General features: G+C 60.0%; 20 protein-coding genes. All 20 read right to left on the bottom strand.

The window, feature by feature from the left end:
* Positions 1–7: 7 nt before the first annotated feature.
* The gene (locus JFU47_RS25390) at positions 8–748 is read right to left on the bottom strand and encodes a flagellar motor protein (RefSeq protein ID WP_201186485.1); all 741 of its coding nucleotides are present in this window, start codon (positions 746–748) and stop codon (positions 8–10) included.
* Complete coding sequence (locus JFU47_RS25385; protein WP_201186483.1) at positions 748–1878, bottom strand: protein-glutamate methylesterase/protein-glutamine glutaminase; 1131 nt, start codon at positions 1876–1878, stop codon at positions 748–750. The genes JFU47_RS25390 and JFU47_RS25385 overlap by 1 nt, the downstream gene beginning before the upstream one ends.
* 49 nt (positions 1879–1927) lie before the next feature.
* Positions 1928–4174 (bottom strand): chemotaxis protein CheA, encoded by a 2247-nt coding sequence (locus tag JFU47_RS25380; RefSeq protein WP_201186481.1) that lies wholly within the window; start codon positions 4172–4174, stop codon positions 1928–1930.
* A 37-nt stretch (positions 4175–4211) separates the two neighbouring features.
* Complete coding sequence (locus tag JFU47_RS25375; protein WP_074874578.1) at positions 4212–5000, bottom strand: protein phosphatase CheZ; 789 nt, start codon at positions 4998–5000, stop codon at positions 4212–4214.
* A 30-nt stretch (positions 5001–5030) separates the two neighbouring features.
* Positions 5031–5402, bottom strand: coding sequence for a chemotaxis response regulator CheY (locus JFU47_RS25370; RefSeq protein WP_003183998.1), 372 nt, complete (start codon positions 5400–5402; stop codon positions 5031–5033).
* A 167-nt stretch (positions 5403–5569) separates the two neighbouring features.
* On the bottom strand, positions 5570–6310 hold the full coding sequence (gene fliA, locus JFU47_RS25365; protein ID WP_201186479.1) for an RNA polymerase sigma factor FliA: 741 nt from the start codon (positions 6308–6310) through the stop codon (positions 5570–5572).
* Positions 6307–7137 carry a flagellar synthesis regulator FleN gene (fleN, locus tag JFU47_RS25360; RefSeq protein WP_007975361.1) on the bottom strand — a complete coding sequence of 277 codons (831 nt, stop codon included), beginning with the start codon at positions 7135–7137 and terminating at the stop codon, positions 6307–6309. The genes fliA and fleN overlap by 4 nt, the downstream gene beginning before the upstream one ends.
* A 116-nt stretch (positions 7138–7253) precedes the next feature.
* Complete coding sequence (flhF, locus tag JFU47_RS25355) at positions 7254–8582, bottom strand: flagellar biosynthesis protein FlhF (protein WP_123364560.1); 1329 nt, start codon at positions 8580–8582, stop codon at positions 7254–7256.
* Positions 8583–8593: 11 nt separating this feature from the next.
* Complete coding sequence (gene flhA, locus JFU47_RS25350; RefSeq protein WP_140681964.1) at positions 8594–10723, bottom strand: flagellar biosynthesis protein FlhA; 2130 nt, start codon at positions 10721–10723, stop codon at positions 8594–8596.
* Between the two features lie 235 nt (positions 10724–10958).
* Positions 10959–12098: a flagellar biosynthesis protein FlhB gene (gene flhB, locus JFU47_RS25345; RefSeq protein WP_123364557.1), complete on the bottom strand. Its 1140-nt coding sequence runs from the start codon at positions 12096–12098 to the stop codon at positions 10959–10961.
* 3 nt (positions 12099–12101) lie between these two features.
* Positions 12102–12884, bottom strand: coding sequence for a flagellar biosynthetic protein FliR (gene fliR, locus JFU47_RS25340; protein ID WP_140681966.1), 783 nt, complete (start codon positions 12882–12884; stop codon positions 12102–12104).
* 3 nt (positions 12885–12887) lie between these two features.
* Positions 12888–13157 (bottom strand): flagellar biosynthesis protein FliQ, encoded by a 270-nt coding sequence (fliQ, locus tag JFU47_RS25335; RefSeq protein WP_007948918.1) that lies wholly within the window; start codon positions 13155–13157, stop codon positions 12888–12890.
* On the bottom strand, positions 13154–13912 hold the full coding sequence (fliP, locus tag JFU47_RS25330; RefSeq protein WP_123364555.1) for a flagellar type III secretion system pore protein FliP: 759 nt from the start codon (positions 13910–13912) through the stop codon (positions 13154–13156). Before fliP ends, fliQ begins: the two co-directional genes overlap by 4 nt.
* Positions 13912–14358, bottom strand: a complete 447-nt coding sequence (gene fliO, locus JFU47_RS25325; RefSeq protein WP_201186477.1) for a flagellar biosynthetic protein FliO — start codon at positions 14356–14358, stop codon at positions 13912–13914. The genes fliP and fliO overlap by 1 nt, the downstream gene beginning before the upstream one ends.
* Positions 14359–14817, bottom strand: coding sequence for a flagellar motor switch protein FliN (gene fliN / locus JFU47_RS25320; RefSeq protein WP_111451927.1), 459 nt, complete (start codon positions 14815–14817; stop codon positions 14359–14361).
* Between the two features lie 72 nt (positions 14818–14889).
* Complete coding sequence (gene fliM, locus JFU47_RS25315) at positions 14890–15858, bottom strand: flagellar motor switch protein FliM (RefSeq protein WP_008151077.1); 969 nt, start codon at positions 15856–15858, stop codon at positions 14890–14892.
* A 9-nt stretch (positions 15859–15867) separates the two neighbouring features.
* Positions 15868–16368, bottom strand: a complete 501-nt coding sequence (gene fliL / locus JFU47_RS25310) for a flagellar basal body-associated protein FliL (protein WP_140681970.1) — start codon at positions 16366–16368, stop codon at positions 15868–15870.
* A 236-nt stretch (positions 16369–16604) separates the two neighbouring features.
* Positions 16605–17975 (bottom strand): flagellar hook-length control protein FliK, encoded by a 1371-nt coding sequence (locus JFU47_RS25305; protein WP_201186475.1) that lies wholly within the window; start codon positions 17973–17975, stop codon positions 16605–16607.
* An 83-nt stretch (positions 17976–18058) separates the two neighbouring features.
* Complete coding sequence (locus JFU47_RS25300; protein ID WP_201186473.1) at positions 18059–18427, bottom strand: Hpt domain-containing protein; 369 nt, start codon at positions 18425–18427, stop codon at positions 18059–18061.
* Between the two features lie 30 nt (positions 18428–18457).
* Complete coding sequence (locus JFU47_RS25295; protein ID WP_201186471.1) at positions 18458–20164, bottom strand: ATP-binding SpoIIE family protein phosphatase; 1707 nt, start codon at positions 20162–20164, stop codon at positions 18458–18460.

Raw genomic sequence — 20164 nt, 5'->3', positions numbered from 1 at the left:
TCTCCCATCAATCCATGAAGCCCTGAAGCTTCAACTCAATAGAGCGAGGGTTTTCACCTTCGGCGATCGACAGAATGCCTTCCAACAACATTTCGCGATAACGCGACTGCCGCAAAGCGATGGACTTGAGTTTGGCGGCAATCGGCAGCAGCACCAGGTTGGCACTGGCCACGCCGTAGATGGTCGCGACAAAGGCCACGGCAATGCCGCTACCCAGTTGCGATGGATCGGCCAGGTTGCCCATCACGTGGATCAGGCCCATCACCGCACCGATGATCCCGATGGTCGGCGCGTAGCCGCCCATGCTTTCGAAGACTTTGGCGGCTTCGATGTCGCGGCTTTCCTGAGTGTAGAAATCCACTTCCAGAATGCTGCGAATCGCTTCCGGCTCGGCGCCGTCCACCAGCAGTTGCAGACCTTTGCGCGAGTAGTTGTCCGACTCGGCGTCAGCCACCCCTTCCAGTCCGAGCAAGCCTTCCTTGCGTGCGGTCAGGCTCCAGTTGACGACGCGATCGACGCCACCGGCGAGGTCGATGCGTGGAGGGAACAGGATCCAGGCCAGAATCTGCATGGCACGCTTGAAAGCGCTCATCGGTGCTTGCAACAGCGCCGCACCGATGGTCCCACCGAGTACGATCAACGCCGCCGGGCCGTTGGCCAGAGCGCCGAGGTGACCGCCTTCAAGGTAGTTGCCGCCAATGATGGCGACAAACGCCATGATGATCCCGATGAGGCTTAAAACATCCATCAGATACAAGCCTCGACCAGATGCTTGCCGATATCGTCCAGGCCGTACACCGCATCGGCGAGTTCGGCTTTGACGATGGCCATTGGCATGCCGTAGATCACGCAGCTGGCTTCATCCTGAGCCCAGATCGAGCTGCCGCCCTGCTTGAGCAGACGCGCGCCTTCGCGACCATCGGCGCCCATGCCGGTCAATACGACCGCCAGAACTTTGTCACCGTAAGACTTGGCCGCGGAACCAAAGGTGATGTCCACACACGGCTTGTAGTTCAAACGCTCGTCACCCGGCAGGATTTTCACCGCGCCACGGCCGTCGATCATCATTTGCTTGCCACCCGGCGCCAGCAACGCCAGGCCCGGACGCAGGATGTCGCCATCCTCGGCTTCCTTGACGCTGATGCGGCAGAGCTTGTCCAGTCGTTCGGCGAAGGCCTTGGTGAAGGCGGCCGGCATGTGCTGGATCAATACGATGGGTGCAGGGAAGTTAGCCGGCAATTGGGTCAGAACCCGCTGCAAGGCAACCGGGCCGCCCGTGGACGTACCGATGGCGACCAGTTTGTAGGCTTTGCGTTTCGGCGCTGGCGACGACGAGGCTGGCGCGTGGGTACGCGCCGGAATCGGCGCCGGTGCGGGACGCGCAGGCGCGCTGCTGCCGTAGCTGCTGACGTTCGAAGGTGCGGGCGTCGGGGCGGGTGCGGCGACAGGTGCCGGAGCGCTGTAGGTGTTGGCGCGACGGTTACTGTGCGAAATACTGAGAATCTTCTCGCACAGCAGTTGCTTGACCTTCTCCGGGTTACGGGAGATGTCTTCGAAATTCTTCGGCAGGAAATCCACCGCGCCAGCGTCCAGCGCGTCGAGGGTTACCCGAGCGCCTTCGTGGGTCAGCGAGGAGAACATCAACACCGGGGTCGGGCAGCGCTGCATGATGTGCCGCACCGCCGTGATGCCATCCATCATCGGCATCTCGTAGTCCATGGTGATCACGTCTGGCTTGAGGGCCAGCGCCTGATCAATCGCCTCTTTTCCGTTGGTCGCCGTGCCGACGACCTGGATATTCGGATCCGCTGAAAGAATTTCCGAGACGCGGCGGCGGAAAAACCCCGAATCGTCCACCACCAGGACTTTAACTGCCATAAACACTCCGTTAGACGGAGCAAGGCTCAGTCGCCCCGCCCCACCAGAATCAAATACGCCGTGCGGCGTAACGCTTGAGCATGCTCGGAACATCGAGAATCAGCGCAATGCGGCCGTCACCGGTGATGGTGGCGCCGGACATGCCCGGGGTTCCCTGGAGCATTTTGCCCAATGGCTTGATGACCACTTCTTCCTGGCCCACCAGTTGATCGACGACGAAGCCGATCCGCTGAGTGCCCACCGAAAGGATCACCACATGGCCTTCGCGCTGCTCTTCGTGAGCGGCGGAGCTGACCAGCCAGCGTTTGAGGTAGAACAATGGCAGCGCCTTGTCCCGCACGATCACCACTTCCTGGCCGTCCACCACGTTGGTGCGCGACAGGTCGAGGTGGAAGATCTCGTTGACGTTCACCAGCGGGAACGCAAACGCCTGGTTGCCCAGCATGACCATCAGCGTCGGCATGATCGCCAGGGTCAACGGGACCTTGATGACGATCTTCGAGCCCTTGCCCTTGGTCGAATAGATATTGATGGTGCCGTTGAGCTGGGCGATTTTGGTTTTCACCACGTCCATGCCCACGCCGCGTCCGGAGACATCGGAAATTTCGGTCTTGGTCGAGAAACCCGGTGCGAAGATCAGGTTGAAGCAATCGGATTCGCTGAGGCGATCCGCGGCATCCTTGTCCATCAAGCCTTTCTTCACGGCAATGCCGCGCAGAACATCGGCGTCCATGCCCTTGCCGTCATCGGAGATCGACAGAAGGATGTGGTCGCCTTCCTGTTCAGCGGACAGGATCACCTTGCCGCTGCGAGGCTTGCCCATCGCTTCGCGCTCGGCCGGCTCTTCAATACCGTGGTCGACCGAGTTGCGCACCAAGTGGACCAGCGGGTCGGCCAGGGCCTCGACGAGGTTCTTGTCGAGGTCGGTTTCTTCGCCGACCAGTTCCAGGTTGATCTCTTTCTTGAGCTGGCGAGCCAGGTCGCGAACCAGGCGCGGGAAGCGCCCGAAGACCTTCTTGATCGGTTGCATCCGGGTCTTCATGACCGCGGTTTGCAGGTCGGCCGTGACCACGTCGAGGTTCGACACGGCCTTGGACATGGCTTCGTCGCCGCTGTTGAGGCCCAGACGGACCAAGCGGTTACGCACCAGTACCAACTCGCCGACCATGTTCATGATTTCGTCGAGACGCGCGGTATCGACCCGCACGGTGGTCTCGGCTTCGCTGGCCGGTTTTTCCGGTGGCGGCGCGGACGGGGCACGAGCCGGAGCCGGGGCAGCAGCAGCGGCAGGCTTCGGCGCTTCGGCTTTAGGCTCGGGCGCTTTGGCAACGGGTTTCGGTGCAACAGCCTTGGCCGCTGGCGCCACAACCGATGCGCTGGCGCCGGACGCGGTGCCCACTTCAGTGAACTTGCCCTTGCCGTGCAATTCGTCGAGCAGCGATTCAAACTCGTGATCGGAGATCAGGTCGCTGCCAGCCGCCTTAGCGGTTGGCGCAGCCGGGGCCGGAGCCGCAGCAATGGCCGATTCCAGCGCGTCGACAGCAAAGTTACCCTTGCCGTGCAACTGATCGAGCAAAGCTTCGAACTCGTCGTCGGTGATATCGGAGCTGTCGCCTGCCGCTTTCGGGGCAGCCGGCGCCACTGGCGCCGGGGCTACCGCATCAACGGCGAACTGGCCTTTACCGTGCAGCTGATCGAGCAACGACTCGAACTCGGCATCGGTAATTTCGTCGCTGGCCGCTGCATTGCTGCTCGGCGCTGGCACAGCTGCCGGGGCTTCTGCCTGAGCCTTGACGGCGTTCAGTGAGTCCAGCAGTTGTTCGAATTCGTTATCGGTGATGTCACCCGATTCGCTCTCGGCGGCAGGTTCTTCCACCACCTCGGCGACCGGTGCGGCGTCTTCAGTTTGCGGCTCGGCCAGACGGGCCAGTGCCGCAAGCAATTCAGGCGTGGCAGCCGTGATCGGGCTGCGCTCGCGGACTTCGGTGAACATGCCGTTCACCGCATCCAGCGCTTCGAGAACCACGTCCATCAGTTCCGAGTCGACGCGACGTTCACCCTTGCGCAGGATGTCGAACACGTTCTCGGCGATGTGACAGCACTCCACCAGCTCGTTGAGCTGGAGGAAGCCGGCGCCTCCTTTTACAGTGTGAAAACCGCGAAAAATTGCATTGAGCAAGTCCGCATCATCGGGTCGGCTTTCAAGCTCGACCAGCTGTTCGGACAGTTGCTCTAGAATCTCGCCGGCCTCAACCAGGAAATCCTGAAGGATCTCTTCATCGGCGCCGAAGCTCATTAAGGGGGTGCTCCTAAAGGTCTAAAAACCTAAAAACCTAAAATCCAAGACTGGATAGCAAATCGTCCACATCGTCCTGACCGGACACAACGTCTTCTCTTTTATCGGCATGAATCTGCGGACCTTCACCCTGAGAGAGATGTTTTTGCGGATCTTTTTCTGCAAGCATCGCTTCACGGTCATGTTCGATGCCCGCAAAGCGGTCCACCTGACTGGCCATAAGCACGAGCTTGAGCAGGTTGCTTTCAACTTCGGTGACCAATTGGGTCACACGCTTGATCACCTGACCGGTGAGGTCCTGGTAATCCTGAGCGAGCAGAATGTCGTTGAGGTTGCTCGACACAACGCGATTGTCTTCGCTGCTGCGTGTCAGGAAACCGTCGACTCGCCGGGCCAGCTCGCGGAACTCTTCAGCCCCGACTTCGCGACGCATGAACCGTCCCCAATCGGTGCTCAAGGCCTGGGCTTCGTTGCTCAGGCCATTGACCAGCGGCGTGGCGTTTTCCACCAGGTCCATGGTGCGGTTGGCAGCAGCCTCGGTCAGCTTGACCACATAGCCCAGACGCTCGGTGGCGTCCGTGATCTGTGACACTTCCTCGGCTTGCGGCATGTTCGGGTCAATCTGGAAATTGACGATCGCGCTATGCAGCTCGCGAGTGAGCTTGCCCACTTCCTGATACAGGCCACGGTCACGGGTCTGATTGAGCTCATGGATCAGTTGCACAGCGTCGCCGAACCTGCCTTTTTCAAGGCTTTCGACCAGTTCGACCGCGTGTTTTTTCAGAGTCGATTCGAAATCGCCCTGTGAAGACTCGTTATGCTCCATAGCTCCCCCGTGGCGCAGTGGCTTCGCACATCAACCGATGCGTTCGAAAATCTTCTCGATTTTTTCTTTTAACGCCTGGGCCGTGAAGGGCTTGACCACATAGCCGTTAACTCCGGCCTGGGCTGCCTCGATGATCTGCTCGCGCTTGGCTTCAGCGGTCACCATCAGCACCGGCAGGTGCTTGAGCTTTTCATCGGCACGCACGTGGCGCAGCAGATCGATACCGGTCATGCCAGGCATGTTCCAGTCTGTTACCAGAAAGTCGATGCTGCCGCTGTTGAGAACCGGAATGGCAGTAGTGCCATCGTCAGCCTCGACCGTGTTGGTGAACCCAAGGTCACGCAACAGGTTTTTAATGATCCGCCGCATCGTTGAGAAGTCATCAACGATGAGGATTTTCATGTTCTTGTCCAATTCGACCTCCAAGCAGTCTTAAACGCGCCCAGCACCTGGACGCGCCATTTCAATCAATCCGGCAAAGCACTCAATGACTGTCTGGAGCACAACAGATCGGGACCGGTACGGTTCAACACCCCACCAGCCGCGTTCGCAGTGTCCCCACACTGCCTTCAGCGCGCTCGCCACTCCCCCAAACGCCCCCGCAAACGGGCCGCGCACTGGCTGTGTAACTGGCTGACCCGAGATTCGCTAACCCCCAGGACCTCACCGATTTCCTTGAGATTCAACTCTTCGTCGTAGTACAGCGCCAACACCAGTCGCTCACGCTCCGGCAAATTGGCAATCGCGTCCGCCAGCGCCGCCTGGAAGCGTCCATCTTCCAGATCGCGTGACGGCTCGAGATGAGCACTGGCGCCACCCTCGTGCAGCCCTTCGTGTTCGCCGTCCTGCAACAGATCGTCGAAACTGAATAAGCGGCTGCCCAGGGTGTCGTTCAAAATCCCGTAATAATCGTCGAGACTCAATTGGAGTTCGGCCGCAACCTCGTGATCTTTAGCGTCACGGCCGGTTTTAGCTTCAATCGAGCGAATGGCGTCGCTGACCATCCGGGTATTGCGGTGGACCGAACGTGGCGCCCAGTCCCCCTTGCGTACTTCATCGAGCATCGCGCCACGGATTCGTATGCCCGCGTACGTCTCGAAACTCGCGCCTTTGCTGGCGTCGTATTTGGTCGACACTTCAAGCAGGCCGATCATCCCGGCCTGGATCAGGTCTTCAACCTGGACACTGGCCGGCAGACGCGCCAGCAAGTGGTAAGCAATGCGTTTAACCAGTGGCGCGTAACGCTCGATCAGCTCGTACTGCGCGTCACGTGCCGACTTCTTGTAGAGGTTGTAGCCACTGGCTGTCATAGCACCGGTCCTGCCGTTTGTTGCACGAGGCGCTCGACGAAAAACTCCAGGTGCCCACGCGGGTTGGCAGGTAGCGGCCAGGTATCGACCTTCTGTGCAATCGCCTTGAACGCCAGTGAGCACTTGGAACGCGGGAAGGCTTCGTAAACGGCGCGCTGCTTCTGCACAGCCTTGCGCACGCTTTCGTCGTAAGGCACCGCGCCGACGTATTGTAAGGCGACGTCAAGGAAGCGATCCGTGACCTTGGTCAACTTGGCGAACAGGTTGCGCCCTTCCTGCGGACTCTGGGCCATGTTGGCCAGGACGCGGAAGCGGTTCATGCCGTAATCGCGGTTCAGCAGTTTGATCAGTGCGTAGGCATCGGTGATCGAAGTCGGCTCGTCGCAGACCACCAGCAAGACTTCTTGCGCTGCGCGGACGAAACTGACGACCGATTCACCAATGCCCGCCGCGGTGTCGATCACCAGCACGTCGAGGTTGTCGCCGATATCGCTGAACGCCTGGATCAGGCCGGCGTGTTGAGCCGGGCTCAAATGAACCATGCTCTGTGTGCCGGACGCGGCCGGGACGATGCGAATGCCGCCAGGGCCTTGCAACAGAACGTCGCGCAGCTCGCAGCGGCCTTCGATCACGTCGGCCAAAGTACGTTTGGGTGTCAGCCCCAACAGAACGTCGACGTTCGCCAGCCCCAGATCGGCGTCCAACAGCATGACGCGCCGGCCGAGCTCAGCTAGAGCCAGGGACAAGTTCACTGACACGTTAGTTTTCCCGACGCCACCTTTGCCGCCGGTCACCGCGATCACCTGTACGGGATGCATGCTGCCCATGAATTTTCTTTACCTTGTCTTACTTAGACGGAGGCCACATTACTGGCTGCGCGTTCATTAACTGAACAATGCATGGCAGACCATCGATGTAGGTACAAAAACTGTTCATTAATACCTCAGCCGACCTGCTTGGTCGGGCTGTGGTAAATATCAGCGAACATATCAGCCATGGCTTCTTCGCTGGGTTCTTCTTGCATTTGCACGCTTACGGCGCGACTGACCAACTGATGACGACGCGGTAGATGCAAATCATCCGGAATCCGCGGGCCATCGGTCAGGTAGGCCACCGGCAACTCATGACTGATGGCCAGGCTCAACACCTCGCCCAGACTTGCCGTTTCATCCAGTTTAGTCAGGATGCAGCCAGCGAGCCCGCAGCGTTTGTAACTGTGATAAGCGGCCGTTAGAACCTGTTTCTGGCTGGTGGTTGCCAAAACCAGGTAATTTTTCGATTTGATGCCACGACCGGCCAGGCTTTCTAGCTGCATGCGCAGTGCCGGATCGCTGGCCTGAAGGCCCGCGGTATCGATCAGCACCACGCGTTTGCGCAACAAAGGCTCCAGCGCCTGCACCAGCGACTGGCCCGGATCGACATGCGTCACCGACACATTGAGGATCCGGCCCAACGTCTTGAGTTGTTCCTGAGCACCAATACGGTAGCTGTCCATGCTGACCAGCGCGATATTTTGCGCGCCGTACTTGAGCACGTAACGGGCCGCGAGTTTGGCCAGGGTGGTGGTCTTGCCCATGCCGGCGGGGCCGACCATGGCAATCACGCCACCCTCTTCCAGAGGCTCGACTTCCGGTGTGGCGATCATTCGCGCCAGGTGCGCCAGCAACATGCGCCAGGCCTGACGAGGTTCTTCAATATCGGTAATCAGCGCCAGCAAATCGCGCGACAACGGGCCGGACAGACCGATGCGTTGCAGGCGACGCCAAAGATTGGCCTGGGCCGGGCGGCTGCCTTGCAGCTGATTCCAGGCCAGGGAGCCGAGTTGCACTTCCATCAGTTCGCGCAGGCTGTTGAGCTCGAAACGCATCGAGTCGAACGCCCGTGGGTCGACGCCACCGGTGGCAGGTGCCGCGGCCGGTGCAGGACGACGGGGTTCGGTGTAGGTCGGCTCGATCAGCGGCTCGGCGGCAGTCAGTGGCAGGCCGGCGAACAATTGGCGATTGGTGGACTTATCGCTCTCGCCATCGCTGCGCAGGCTCAGTTCGGCCTGGGCGGTGACGATCCGCGATTGGGTCTTGCGCAGCTCGTCTTCGAGTTCCATGTTCGGAACGCGCGGAGCCAGCGCCGACAACTTGTAATCCAGGGCAGCCGTCAGCTCGACACCACCGGCGATCCGGCGGTTGCCAATGATGGCGGCATCAGCGCCCAGCTCATCACGAACCAGTTTCATGGCCTGACGCATATCGGCGGCGAAAAAACGCTTAACTTGCATAAACCACTACCTCAGCCGTTGGGCCCTACTGTCGCAACGATGGTCACTTGCTTGTTGTCAGGAATTTCCTGGTAAGCCAACACATGCAAACCCGGGACTGCCAATCGGCCGAATCGCGACAGCATCGCGCGAACCGGACCGGCTACCAGCAGAATCACCGGTTGACCTTGCATTTCCTGACGCTGCGCCGCATCGATCAACGAGCGTTGCAGTTTCTCAGCCATGCTTGGCTCCAGCAAAACGCCCTCTTCCGAGCCTTGTCCTGCCTTCTGAAGACTATTGAGCAATATTTGTTCCAACCTTGGCTCCAGAGTGATTACTGGTAGCTCGGAGTCAGTCCCTACAATGCTTTGGACGATTGCGCGGGATACGCCGACGCGCACCGCGGCCACCAGCGCGGCAGTATCTTGACTCTTGCTGGCATTGTTTGCGATGGCTTCGGCAATGCTGCGAATGTCCCGTACTGGCACCTGTTCGGCCAGCAACGCCTGCAATACTTTGAGCAGCTGCGACAGGGAGACCACGCCAGGCACCAGCTCTTCGGCCAGTTTTGGCGAGCTTTTGGCCAGCAATTGCATGAGTTGCTGCACTTCTTCGTGGCCGATCAACTCGCTCGAGTGCTTGTACAAAATCTGGTTCAAGTGGGTTGCCACTACCGTACTGGCATCGACCACGGTGTAACCGAGGGATTGAGCCTGGGCACGCTGGCTGATTTCGATCCAGACCGCCTCCAGACCGAAAGCCGGATCTTTGGCGGTAATGCCGTTGAGCGTGCCGTAGACCTGCCCCGGGTTGATCGCCAGTTCGCGATCCGGGTAAATCTCCGCTTCGGCCAGGATCACCCCCATCAGGGTCAGGCGATAGGCACTGGGCGCCAGGTCGAGGTTGTCACGGATGTGCACGGTCGGCATCAGGAAGCCCAGATCCTGGGACAGCTTCTTGCGCACGCCCTTGATCCGCGCCAGCAACTGACCACCCTGATTGCGGTCCACCAGCGGAATCAGCCGGTAGCCGACTTCCAGGCCGATCATGTCGATCGGAGTGACGTCGTCCCAGCCAAGCTCTTTGGTTTCCTGAGCGCGAGCCGGCGATGGCAACAGCTCCTGCTGACGCTTGACCTCTTGCAAGGCCTGAACCTTGACCACGTTCTGCTTCTTCCAGAACAGGTACGCGCCGCCAGCTGCCAGGGCTGCCATGCTGAGAAAGGAGAAATGCGGCATGCCGGGCACCAGGCCCATCACTGCCATCAAACCCGCCGCCACGGCCAACGCTTTGGGCGAGGCGAACATCTGGCGATTGATCTGCTTGCCCATGTCTTCCGAACCGGAAGCACGGGTCACCATGATCGCTGCAGCTGTAGATAAAAGCAGTGATGGCAATTGCGCCACCAAACCGTCACCGATGGTCAACAGCGCGTAAACCCGGCCGGCGTCGCCGAAGGTCATGCCGTGCTGGAAGATACCCACCGCCATGCCGCCGATCAGGTTGATGAAGAGAATCAGCAGACCGGCAATGGCGTCACCGCGAACGAACTTGCTGGCACCGTCCATGGAACCGTAGAACTCGGCTTCCTGGGCGACTTCCATCCGGCGCAGCTTGGCCTGGTTCTGGTCGATCAGGCCGGCGTTCAAGTCGGCGTCGATCGCCATTTGTTTACCGGGCATCGCATCGAGGGTGAAACGCGCGCTCACCTCGGAAATCCGTCCGGCACCCTTTGTCACTACAACGAAGTTGATGATCATCAAAATCGCGAAGACGACGATACCGACCACGTAGTTACCGCCGATCACCACCTCGCCGAAGGCCTGGATCACCTTACCGGCAGCGGCATGGCCATCCTGACCGTGGAGCATCACCACGCGCGTGGAGGCCACGTTCAGCGCGAGTCGCAACAGGGTCGCCACCAGCAGAATGGTCGGGAACACCGCAAAGTCCAGCGGCCGCAAGGCGTAGACGCACACCAGCAGCACGACGATCGACAAGGCAATGTTGAACGTGAAGAACACGTCCAGCAGGAACGGCGGAACCGGCAACATCATCATCGCCAGCATGACCAGCAGCAACAACGGCACACCCAGATTGCCTCGACTTAAGTCGGCAACGTTTGTGCGAGCACTGTTGAATAACTGAGAGCGATCCACCGGTTTTCCCCGTCCCTTAAAGCAAACTTTTTGACGCCTGAAGCAGGCGCAGAGCGGCTACTGCAAGAAGCCTTCCAACTTTTGCCGAGGCGGGGAATAGAGGGGTGTATTGAGCTTTGTAGCAGCTGTCGAGCCTGCGAGACTGCGTCCGAGAACGAAGTTCTCGCAAAGGTTTACGACTGCTGCGCAGCCGGACGCAGCCTCGCAGGCTCGACAGCTGCTACACGCGTCTCTCTCAGGAATCGCGCCGCAGGTCGGGCGGAATCGGCAGGTCGTCCTTGAGCGGATCCGGGCGTTTACCCTTGCCGGCGCGGTGCTGGCGGATCTGGTAGACGTAAGCGAGCACCTGGGCGACGGCAAGGTAGAGCCCGCCAGGGATTTCCTGATCAAGTTCGGTGGAGTAGTAGATCGAACGCGCCAGTGCTGGCGACTCAAGCAGCAGCACTTCGTTGGCCACAGCGATTTCACGGATTTTCAAGGCCAGGAAGTCGCTGCCCTTGGCGATCAGCATCGGCGCCCCACCCTTGTCCGGATCGTACTTGAGCGCTACGGCGTAGTGAGTCGGGTTGGTGATCACCACATCGGCGTCGGGGATTGCCGCCATCATCCGGCGCTGGGACATGTCGCGCTGCAGCTGGCGAATCCGCTGTTTGACCTCCGGGCGCCCCTCCTGATCCTTATGCTCGTCGCGTATTTCCTGCTTGGTCATCAGCAGTTTCTTGTGGCTCTCCCAGAGCTGCACCGGCACGTCCACCGCGGCGATGATGATTAGCCCACAGGACATCCATAACGTACTCCAGCCCACTACCTGCAGGCAGTGAATGACGGCCAGCTCCAAAGGTTCGTGGGCGATGCGTATCAGGTCATCGATGTCTGACGATAACACCTGCAGGGCCACCGCCAGGATGATCAAAAACTTCGCAAACGCCTTAAGCAGCTCCGCCACCGCCTTGAACGAAAACATCCGCTTGAGGCCGGCGGCAGGGTTCATCCGACTGAACTTCGGTGCCAGGGAACCCGCTGCGAATAGCCATCCACCCAGGGAGATTGGCCCGATCAACGCGGCCAGCACCAGGGTGATCATGATCGGCTGAATCGCCAGCAAGGCTGTCAGCCCTGAACTCAACAGGTAAGTGCTCATGGAGCGCTGATCGAGAATGACTTCACGGGACAGGGAGAAATTCTGCCGCATCAATTCCATCAAGTCTTGCGCCAGCGCCCCGCCGAAAATCAGCAGCGCACCGGAACCCGCCAGCATGATCGCCAGCGTGTTGAGCTCTTTTGAACGCGCGATCTCGCCTTTCTCGCGAGAGTCCTTCTTGCGCTTCTCCGTGGGGTCTTCTGTTTTGTCCTGACCGCTTTCGCTCTCAGCCATGACTCAGCGCGCCCGTGCCAGTTCGCGTAACAACTGCAAGGCCTCGGAGGCCAGCGGTTGATACTGATTGATAATGTCCGCCAGCCCGACCCAGACAATGAACAGCCCGAGCACCAAGGTCAGCGGGAAGCCGATGGAGAAGATGTTCAGCTGTGGCGCCGCCCGGGTCATGATGCCAAAGGCGATGTTGACCACCAGCAACGCAGTGATCGCCGGCAACACCAGCAACAGCGCGGCCCCGAGGACCCAACCGAGTTTGCCGGCCAGCTCCCAGTACTGATTGACCAAAAACCCGCTACCGACCGGCAGCGTAGTGAAGCTTTCGGTGAGGATTTCGAACACCACCAGATGGCCGTTCATGGACAGGAACAACAGCGTCACCAGCATGGTGAAGAACTGCCCGATCACCGCCACCGAGACGCCGTTGGTAGGGTCGACCATCGAAGCGAAACCCATGCCCATCTGAATGGAGACGATCTGCCCCGCGACCACAAAGGCCTGGAAGAACAGCTGCAAGGAGAAACCCAGCACTGCACCGACGAGGATCTGCTCGGCGATCAGCAGCAGCCCGCTCAAGTCCAGCGCATTGACCGGCGGCATCGGCGGCAACCCGGGGGCAATCACTACCGTGATCGCGAGGGCAAAATAAAGGCGCACTCGCTTGGGCACCAGAGTCGTCCCGAAAACCGGCATGACCATCAGCAAGGCACCGATACGAAACAGCGGCAGCATGAACGTCGCCACCCAGGTACTGATCTGGGTATCGGTCAGCTGGAGCAGCGACATGGTTTAGCCGATGACCTGAGGAATACTGCCGTACAACTGCAGGATGTATTCCATAAAGGTCTGCACCAGCCACGGACCGGCGACGATCAACGTCACCAGCATCACCAGCAGGCGCGGCAGGAAGCTCAGGGTCTGTTCGTTGATCTGCGTAGCGGCCTGAAACATCGCCACCAACAGACCCACGAGCAAACTCGGAATCACCAGCACGGCAACCATCATGGTGGTCAGCCACAGCGCTTCCCGGAAGATGTCTACCGCAACTTCTGGCGTCATGGCGATACACCGCCGAAGCTGCTCGCCAGCGTACCGATGATCAACGCCCAGCCATCCACCAGCACGAACAGCATGATCTTGAATGGCAGGGAAATGATCAGCGGCGAGAGCATCATCATACCCATGGCCATCAGCACACTGGCCACGACCAGGTCGATGATCAGGAATGGAATGAAGATCATGAAGCCAATCTGGAACGCGGTTTTCAGTTCGGACGTGACGAACGCCGGAACCAGAATCGTCAGCGGCGCCTGATCCGGCGACGCGATATCAGTGCGTTTGGACAAGCGCATGAACAACTCCAGATCGCTGCTGCGAGTCTGGGCGAGCATGAAATCCTTGATCGGCACCTGCGCCTTGGCCACGGCGTCCTGAGCGGTGAGTTTCTCCGCCAGATACGGCTGCAAGGCATCCTGATTAACCCGGTCGAATACCGGCGCCATGATGAACAGGGTCAGGAACAGCGCCATGCCCGTGAGGATCTGGTTCGACGGCGTTTGTTGCAGGCCGAGGGCCTGACGCAGGATCGAGAAGACGATGATGATCCGGGTGAAACTGGTCATCAGCATGACGAACGCCGGGATAAAACTCAGCGCAGTCATGATCAGCAGGATTTGCAGGCTGACCGAGTATTCCTGAGCGCCGTTGGCGTTGGTGCCCAGGGTGATTGCCGGGATCGATAACGGATCGGCGGAGAACGCCAGCGGCGCGGCCAGCATCAGGGCCAGCGTCAAGACGATGCGTAGCGCACCCATTACTTCTTATCCTTCTGATCCTTGCCCATCAGCTCCATCAGGCGCTGGGCAAACTCGGGGGTCGCTTTTTCAGTACCGCTGGGCACTTGCACCGGCTCCTTGAGCACGTGCAACGCGGTGATGGTGCCGGGGCTCAAGCCAAGCAGAATCTGCTCGTTGCCGACCTGCACCAGCATCAGACGGTCACGCGGGCCCAGCGCGCGGGAACCGATCAGCTCGATCACCTGCCCTTTGCCGGCCGGCCCGGCCTGTTGCACCCGACGCAGCAACCAGGCAAGGAAGAAGATCAACCCCAGCACCAGCAGCAAACCGAACACCAACTGCGTCAATTGCCCGGCCACACCGCTGCTGACCGCGGGTGCAGCGGCCGCAGTAGCGGTCGCTACCGGCTCGGCAGCCATAACGCTGAACGGCAAGGCGAGCAAAACCCCGAGAACCTTTTTCACTCAGCGCAACTTCTTGATGCGTTCGCTTGGGCTGATCACGTCAGTCAGGCGGATGCCGAACTTCTCGTTGACCACCACCACTTCACCGTGAGCGATGAGCGTGCCGTTGACCAGCACGTCCAGCGGTTCACCGGCCAGACGATCGAGCTCGATCACCGAACCCTGGTTAAGCTGCAGCAGGTTACGGATGTTGATATCAGTGCTGCCGACTTCCATGGAAATCGACACCGGGATATCGAGAATCACGTCCAGGTTCGGACCGTCGAGGGTGACCGGTTCGTGGTTTTTCGGCACGCTGCCGAACTCTTCCATCGGCAGACGGTTGGACGGCGAACTGGCGGCGTCGGCGGCCAGCAAGGCGTCGATGTCGTCCTGGCCGGCATCACCGGTTTCTTCCAGGGCAGCAGCCCATTCATCGGCCAGCGCCTGGTCGTCCTGGGTGTTCATATCGTTAGCCATCAATTTGTCCTCGGCGGGCATCCATTCAATCTGGAGCCGTCAGTTAAAAGCACAGGGGGTTAGGAGCGCCGGTCAGCGGCGCTCGATCGGCTCGATCACTTGCAACGCGAGGTTGCCTTTGTGCGACCCCATCTTGACCTTGAACGCAGGAACGCCGTTGGCGCGCATGATCATTTCGTCCGGCATTTCGACCGGGATAATGTCCCCCGGCTGCATGTGCAGAATGTCCCGCAGGCGCAACTGGCGACGGGCAACCGTGGCACCGATCGGTACGTCAACGTCCAGCACGTCCTGACGCAAGGCGTTGACCCAGCGTTCGTCCTGATCGTCGAGGTCCGACTGGAAGCCGGCGTCGAGCATTTCGCGTACAGGTTCGATCATCGAGTACGGCATGGTCACGTGCAGGTCGCCGCCACCGCCATCGAGCTCGATGTGGAACGTCGACACCACAATCGCTTCGCTCGGACCGACGATGTTGGCCATGGCAGGGTTCACTTCCGAGTTGATGTACTCGAAGTTCACTTCCATGATCGCCTGCCAGGCTTCTTTCAAATCGACGAAGGCCTGTTCCAGCACCATGCGCACTACACGCAATTCGGTGGGCGTGAATTCACGCCCTTCGATCTTCGCGTGACGGCCGTCGCCGCCGAAGAAGTTGTCCACCAGCTTGAACACCAGTTTGGCGTCGAGGATGAACAGTGCGGTGCCGCGCAACGGTTTGATCTTGACCAGGTTGAGGCTGGTCGGCACGTACAGCGAGTGCACGTATTCGCCAAATTTCATCACCTGCACGCCACCGACGGCAACGTCCGCCGAACGGCGCAGCATGTTGAACATGCTGATGCGGGTGTAACGGGCGAAACGTTCGTTGATCATTTCCAGGGTCGGCATCCGTCCACGGACGATGCGATCCTGACTGGTCAGGTCGTAGCTTTTGACACTGCCGGGTTCAGCAGCGGTATCGGTCTGTACCAGACCATCGTCGACGCCATGCAACAGCGCATCGATCTCATCCTGGGACAGCAGGTCCTGCACGGCCATGTCGTGTTCCTACTGCAGTACGAAATTAGTGAAAAGCAACTGTTCGATGACCACTTTGCCGAGTTCTTTCTGCGCCACTTCCTGGACGCTGGCCGTGGCTTTCTGACGCAACATTTCCTGCCCGACAGGCGATGCCAGGGTGGCGAAGTCCTGCCCGGAGAACAGCATGACCAGGTTATTGCGGATGACGGGCATGTGGACTTTGAGCGCGTCAAGATCGGCCTGATTGCGACCCTGCATGGTGATGCTCACCTGCATGTAGCGCTGACGGCCGTTCTGGTTGTAATTGGCCACGAAGGCTGGAGCCATGGGCTCGAAAATCGCTGGCTGCTTGCCGACCGGGGCGGTTTCAGCCGCGGCGGCAGGCTTGCTCTGGGCGCTGTGCATGAAGAACCAGGTCGCCCCCACGGACAAGCCGATCGCCAGCAGCAGGGCCACCACCACCGCGATGATCAGCTTGAGTTTGCCTTTGGTTGCGGGGTCTTTTACTGCTGCTTCGCTCTTCGCCATGCCAATAATCCGTCACTATTCGGGTTTTCACAGTCGCACGGCAAGGCAAGAGCAAGTGTTATGCCAGAAGTGTCTGAAGGGAGATGGGTGGGACTGACAGCAATTTGAAGAACGCTGCAAATCCACTGTGGGAGCGAGCCTGCTCGCGATAGCGGTTGAACAGCCAATGAAGATGTTGACTGTTCAGGCCTCATCGCGAGCAGGCTCACTCCCACAGGGATTGGTGCAGGGCTTTATCAGGCGTAGTAGTCGACGGCGCTGGAGCCAATGACGCTGGTGGTGCTGGCCGCTACTTCGGCCACCGTTGGCGGAAGCTCTTCGTCCATCGAATCGAGACGACCACCGCTGGCGTTGGTGCGCCCCCCCTGACTTTGACCCTGTTGAGCCTGTTCCTGCCCCTGCCCCTGCCAGCCACGGGACTGGTCGGACACATTGACGTCGACCTGGCCCATGCCCTGCTGCGCAAACATGTCACGCAAGCGATGCATCTGCCCGTCCAGCGCTTCGCGAACGCTTGGATGGGCACTCATGAACGTCACTTGAGTCTGCTGATCCGGAACCATGTTCACCCGAATGTCCAGCCGCCCCAGTTCGGCCGGTTGCAACTGGATGTCTGCAGCCTTGAGATTGGCACTGGACAGGTACATGACCCGGTTCACTACTTCTTCGGTCCAGCCACTCTGATGCATGGCGATCGGCTGATTGACCGGCACTGCGTTGGCGGTTTTCGGCGTGGCCGCCTGGGTCAGTGCTGCCAGACGGTTGGCGAAATCGTCGACCCGGGTATCGCCACTCGCGGACTTCAGGTCCTTGAGACCGTCATCGATAAGACCACTGAAGGCTTTGTCGCCGCCCTGGCTGGTGCTGTCCTTGTCGACTTGCACATCGAGCATACTTGCCATGCCTGCGGCGAAGGTCTGCGCCGAGGTTGACTCGCCGTCGGCCTGGGCCTGGGCCGAGGTCGGTGCCGCTTTGGGCTGAGCCTGACTCGCAGCCGAAATATGGCCGCCCTGCTCCATGGCCATACGCACGGCGGGCAGTGCGTCGAGGGGATCGGCTTCGGGATCGAAATCGCTATCCGCCGTTGCAGCAGCAACTGGCGCCGCCGTCACTGCCGCAGCCACTGGCGCTTCGACCTGCGGCGGCACGGTGGCGACCACTGGCTGAGCTTCCGGAACGGGGGTTGTCACTACTACCTGAAACGGTGGCACTAACGAAGGATCGAGGGTTGGATCAACCGGCGCGGTGTCGACCACCGGCGGTTCCGCAGCCTCCGACGCATCATCGCTGGCAGCCTTGTCGTCAGCCTGCGCCGGTTTATCGGCGGGCAAGGATTTGCCGCTATCGGCAACCGCAGGTTCCGGGGCGGCAGACTTGTCGTTGCTGACGTCCTTTTTGTCGTGGCTGTCCGGCGCTTTATCGCGTATCGGCTTGGCCGATCCATCACCCACCGCAGAGGGTTTGTTCTGGGCTTGATTGGCGTAGACCTGAGCGAAGCTGGATGCCTTATCCCCAGGCTCAGCAGCCGGCGCCGGTGTATTGGCGGAAGTGGCTTGAGTCTTGGCCTGCGCGGCGGCCTGAAGAAGCATATTGGGGGTAACGGGCATGGAACGGTCTCCGCTGCACTGGGATCGTAGGTACAGTTGACGGAGATTAGTGCAAAGGTCGCGCCAGGTTTGAGTGACAGGCGCTAAAAGCGCCGGACGGTCTCATTGGCAGAGAGAGAACGCTGACGCTCGGCCTCATAGAGCGGCCGGACAAACGCAAATTCGTCATCAATTTCGCCCACCAGTTTTTCAATGCCGGCGAGGCTTTTTTGCTTGGCGCGCTGCTCCAGCTCATGGCACAACTCAGCCAGGCGAATGGCGCCCATGTTGCTGCTGCTGCCCTTGAAACTATGGGCAGCATTCATGAGCTGCGCGGCATCTTCAGCCTTTCGCAAGATGCGTAAACGCTCTTCGGAATCGGCGAGAAAGGTATCCAGCAACATCGGATACTCATCCTCCATGACCTCTTGCAACGCGTTCAGCACGTCGCGGTCCAGGTGTGTGTCAGCCACTTGCTCACTCCTTGATCAAGAATGCGTGGATTATGCCAGAGCCTCCCAGAAAAACTCCACGCGGGCACTTCGACCATCGTCGGACCAACTCGCATTGTGGCCCAGTTGACGGATCAGACTGACGCCACGTCCCGACAGACGGACACCATCGACGGGCCGCTCCATCACCCGCGCGACATCGAAACCCTTGCCACTGTCTTCAACCCGAACAGCCAAGCACCCGCCCTTGCCCTTGGGTGTCACCTGCAAATGCACCCGCACGAAGCCGTCCTGCAAAGCATCCAAGCGCGCATTGCGCTGTTGATAATAGCGGGTGAAACCCGAGGCATCGCTCTTGAGCGCCGAATCCAGCCCCAGCACTCCATGCTCCAGGGCATTGGAATACAGTTCAGCCAATACACTGTAGAGCGCCCCGCTCTGAGCCCGCAGACCGTGGACCTCAAGCAGCAATTGCAGAAGATACGGCAGCGGATTGAAGCGTTTGAGCGTGGCGGCGCGAAATTCGAAACTCACTGACCAGTCCAGCGGGCAGGACTGACCACTGTCGGAATACACCAGCGCCGGCGGGCTCAGTTGTGCGGCCTCCAGCAGACTGACCTCGACCATGCTCACGTCATCACGGGCCTCGCCGCGAAAGTCTCGCAACGCCTGCTCGATCTCTTCGAACAGCTCATCAGGCTGACGATTGGCCGCAAACACCTGCTGCAATCGCTCCACACCAAACAACTGTTCGTTGGCATCGCAGGTATCGATCACCCCGTCGGACAACAGGAAGACCCGATCCCCGACCGCCATCGGAAACACCTCGGTGCGGTCATCAAAGGATTGCGGGCTCAGCACGCCGAGCGGCAAATGCCGAGCCGTCAGCGGCGTTCGCTCACCGCTGGCGATGCTGTGCAGGTAGCCGTCCGGCATTCCGCCGTTCCAGACCTCCACCGAGCGTCGCAGAAAACTCAGGCACAGCAGCGTTGCACAACAGAACATGTCCACCGGCAGGATGCGCTTGAGCTTGGCATTCATCTCGCGCAGGGTTTCGGAAAGGCCGTAACCCTTGGCGGTCATGCCATAGAAAACTTCGGCCAAGGGCATGGCACCGACTGCGGCCGGCAAACCGTGACCGGTAAAATCGCCGAGCAGCACGTGCATGTCGCCCGCCGGGGTGAACGCGGCCAGCAGCAGATCGCCGTTGAACAACGCATAGGGCGATTGCAGGTAGCGAATATTCGGTGCACTCAGGCAGCCGGAGTGGGCCACCTTGTCGAACACGGCCTTGGCCACGCGCTGCTCGTTGAGCAGGTACTCGTGGTGCCTGGCGATCAGATCGCGCTGTTGCAACACCGTGGCCTGCAATCGTCGCAAGCGGTCCATCGCCTTGATCTTGGCGGCGAGGATCACCTGGTTGTAGGGCTTTGCCAGGAAGTCGTCGCCCCCGGCCTCCAGACAGCGGGCCAGTGCTTCGCTTTCGGTCAGCGAGGTGAGGAAGATGATCGGCACCAGGGTTTCCCCGGCCAATACCTTGATCTGCCGCGCTGCCTCAAAACCGTCCATCACCGGCATCATCGCGTCCATGAGCACCAGTTGCGGTCGCTGCTGGCGAAACGCTTCAACGGCTTCGGCACCGTTGGCGGCCGTCAGCACCTCATGCCCCTGACGACGAACGATGGTCGACAGCAGCATGCGATCGGCCGCGCTGTCTTCGGCGATCAGGATCGTCAGCGGTTCGAACAAGGACTGCAT

This window comes from Pseudomonas sp. TH39(2020) (assembly GCF_016650715.1).
Lineage (GTDB): Bacteria > Pseudomonadota > Gammaproteobacteria > Pseudomonadales > Pseudomonadaceae > Aquipseudomonas > Aquipseudomonas mandelii_C.
The sequence above is the reverse complement of the archived record's forward strand: the minus strand, read 5'-3'. Positions and strand labels throughout refer to the sequence as shown.

Bases quoted from the DNA above. Each gene is read 5' to 3' on its own strand.
- JFU47_RS25390 (WP_201186485.1), bottom strand. From the start codon at position 748: ATGGATGTTTTAAGCCTCATCGGGATCATCATGGCGTTTGTCGCCATC.
- JFU47_RS25385 (WP_201186483.1), bottom strand. From the start codon at position 1,878: ATGGCAGTTAAAGTCCTGGTGGTGGACGATTCGGGGTTTTTCCGCCGC.
- JFU47_RS25380 (WP_201186481.1), bottom strand. From the start codon at position 4,174: ATGAGCTTCGGCGCCGATGAAGAGATCCTTCAGGATTTCCTGGTTGAG.
- JFU47_RS25375 (WP_074874578.1), bottom strand. From the start codon at position 5,000: ATGGAGCATAACGAGTCTTCACAGGGCGATTTCGAATCGACTCTGAAA.
- JFU47_RS25370 (WP_003183998.1), bottom strand. From the start codon at position 5,402: ATGAAAATCCTCATCGTTGATGACTTCTCAACGATGCGGCGGATCATT.
- fliA (WP_201186479.1), bottom strand. From the start codon at position 6,310: ATGACAGCCAGTGGCTACAACCTCTACAAGAAGTCGGCACGTGACGCG.
- fleN (WP_007975361.1), bottom strand. From the start codon at position 7,137: ATGGGCAGCATGCATCCCGTACAGGTGATCGCGGTGACCGGCGGCAAA.
- flhF (WP_123364560.1), bottom strand. From the start codon at position 8,582: ATGCAAGTTAAGCGTTTTTTCGCCGCCGATATGCGTCAGGCCATGAAA.
- flhB (WP_123364557.1), bottom strand. From the start codon at position 12,098: ATGGCTGAGAGCGAAAGCGGTCAGGACAAAACAGAAGACCCCACGGAG.
- fliR (WP_140681966.1), bottom strand. From the start codon at position 12,884: ATGTCGCTGCTCCAGCTGACCGATACCCAGATCAGTACCTGGGTGGCG.
- fliQ (WP_007948918.1), bottom strand. From the start codon at position 13,157: ATGACGCCAGAAGTTGCGGTAGACATCTTCCGGGAAGCGCTGTGGCTG.
- fliP (WP_123364555.1), bottom strand. From the start codon at position 13,912: ATGGGTGCGCTACGCATCGTCTTGACGCTGGCCCTGATGCTGGCCGCG.
- fliN (WP_111451927.1), bottom strand. From the start codon at position 14,817: ATGGCTAACGATATGAACACCCAGGACGACCAGGCGCTGGCCGATGAA.
- fliM (WP_008151077.1), bottom strand. From the start codon at position 15,858: ATGGCCGTGCAGGACCTGCTGTCCCAGGATGAGATCGATGCGCTGTTG.
- fliL (WP_140681970.1), bottom strand. From the start codon at position 16,368: ATGGCGAAGAGCGAAGCAGCAGTAAAAGACCCCGCAACCAAAGGCAAA.
- JFU47_RS25305 (WP_201186475.1), bottom strand. From the start codon at position 17,975: ATGCCCGTTACCCCCAATATGCTTCTTCAGGCCGCCGCGCAGGCCAAG.
- JFU47_RS25295 (WP_201186471.1), bottom strand. From the start codon at position 20,164: ATGCAGTCCTTGTTCGAACCGCTGACGATCCTGATCGCCGAAGACAGC.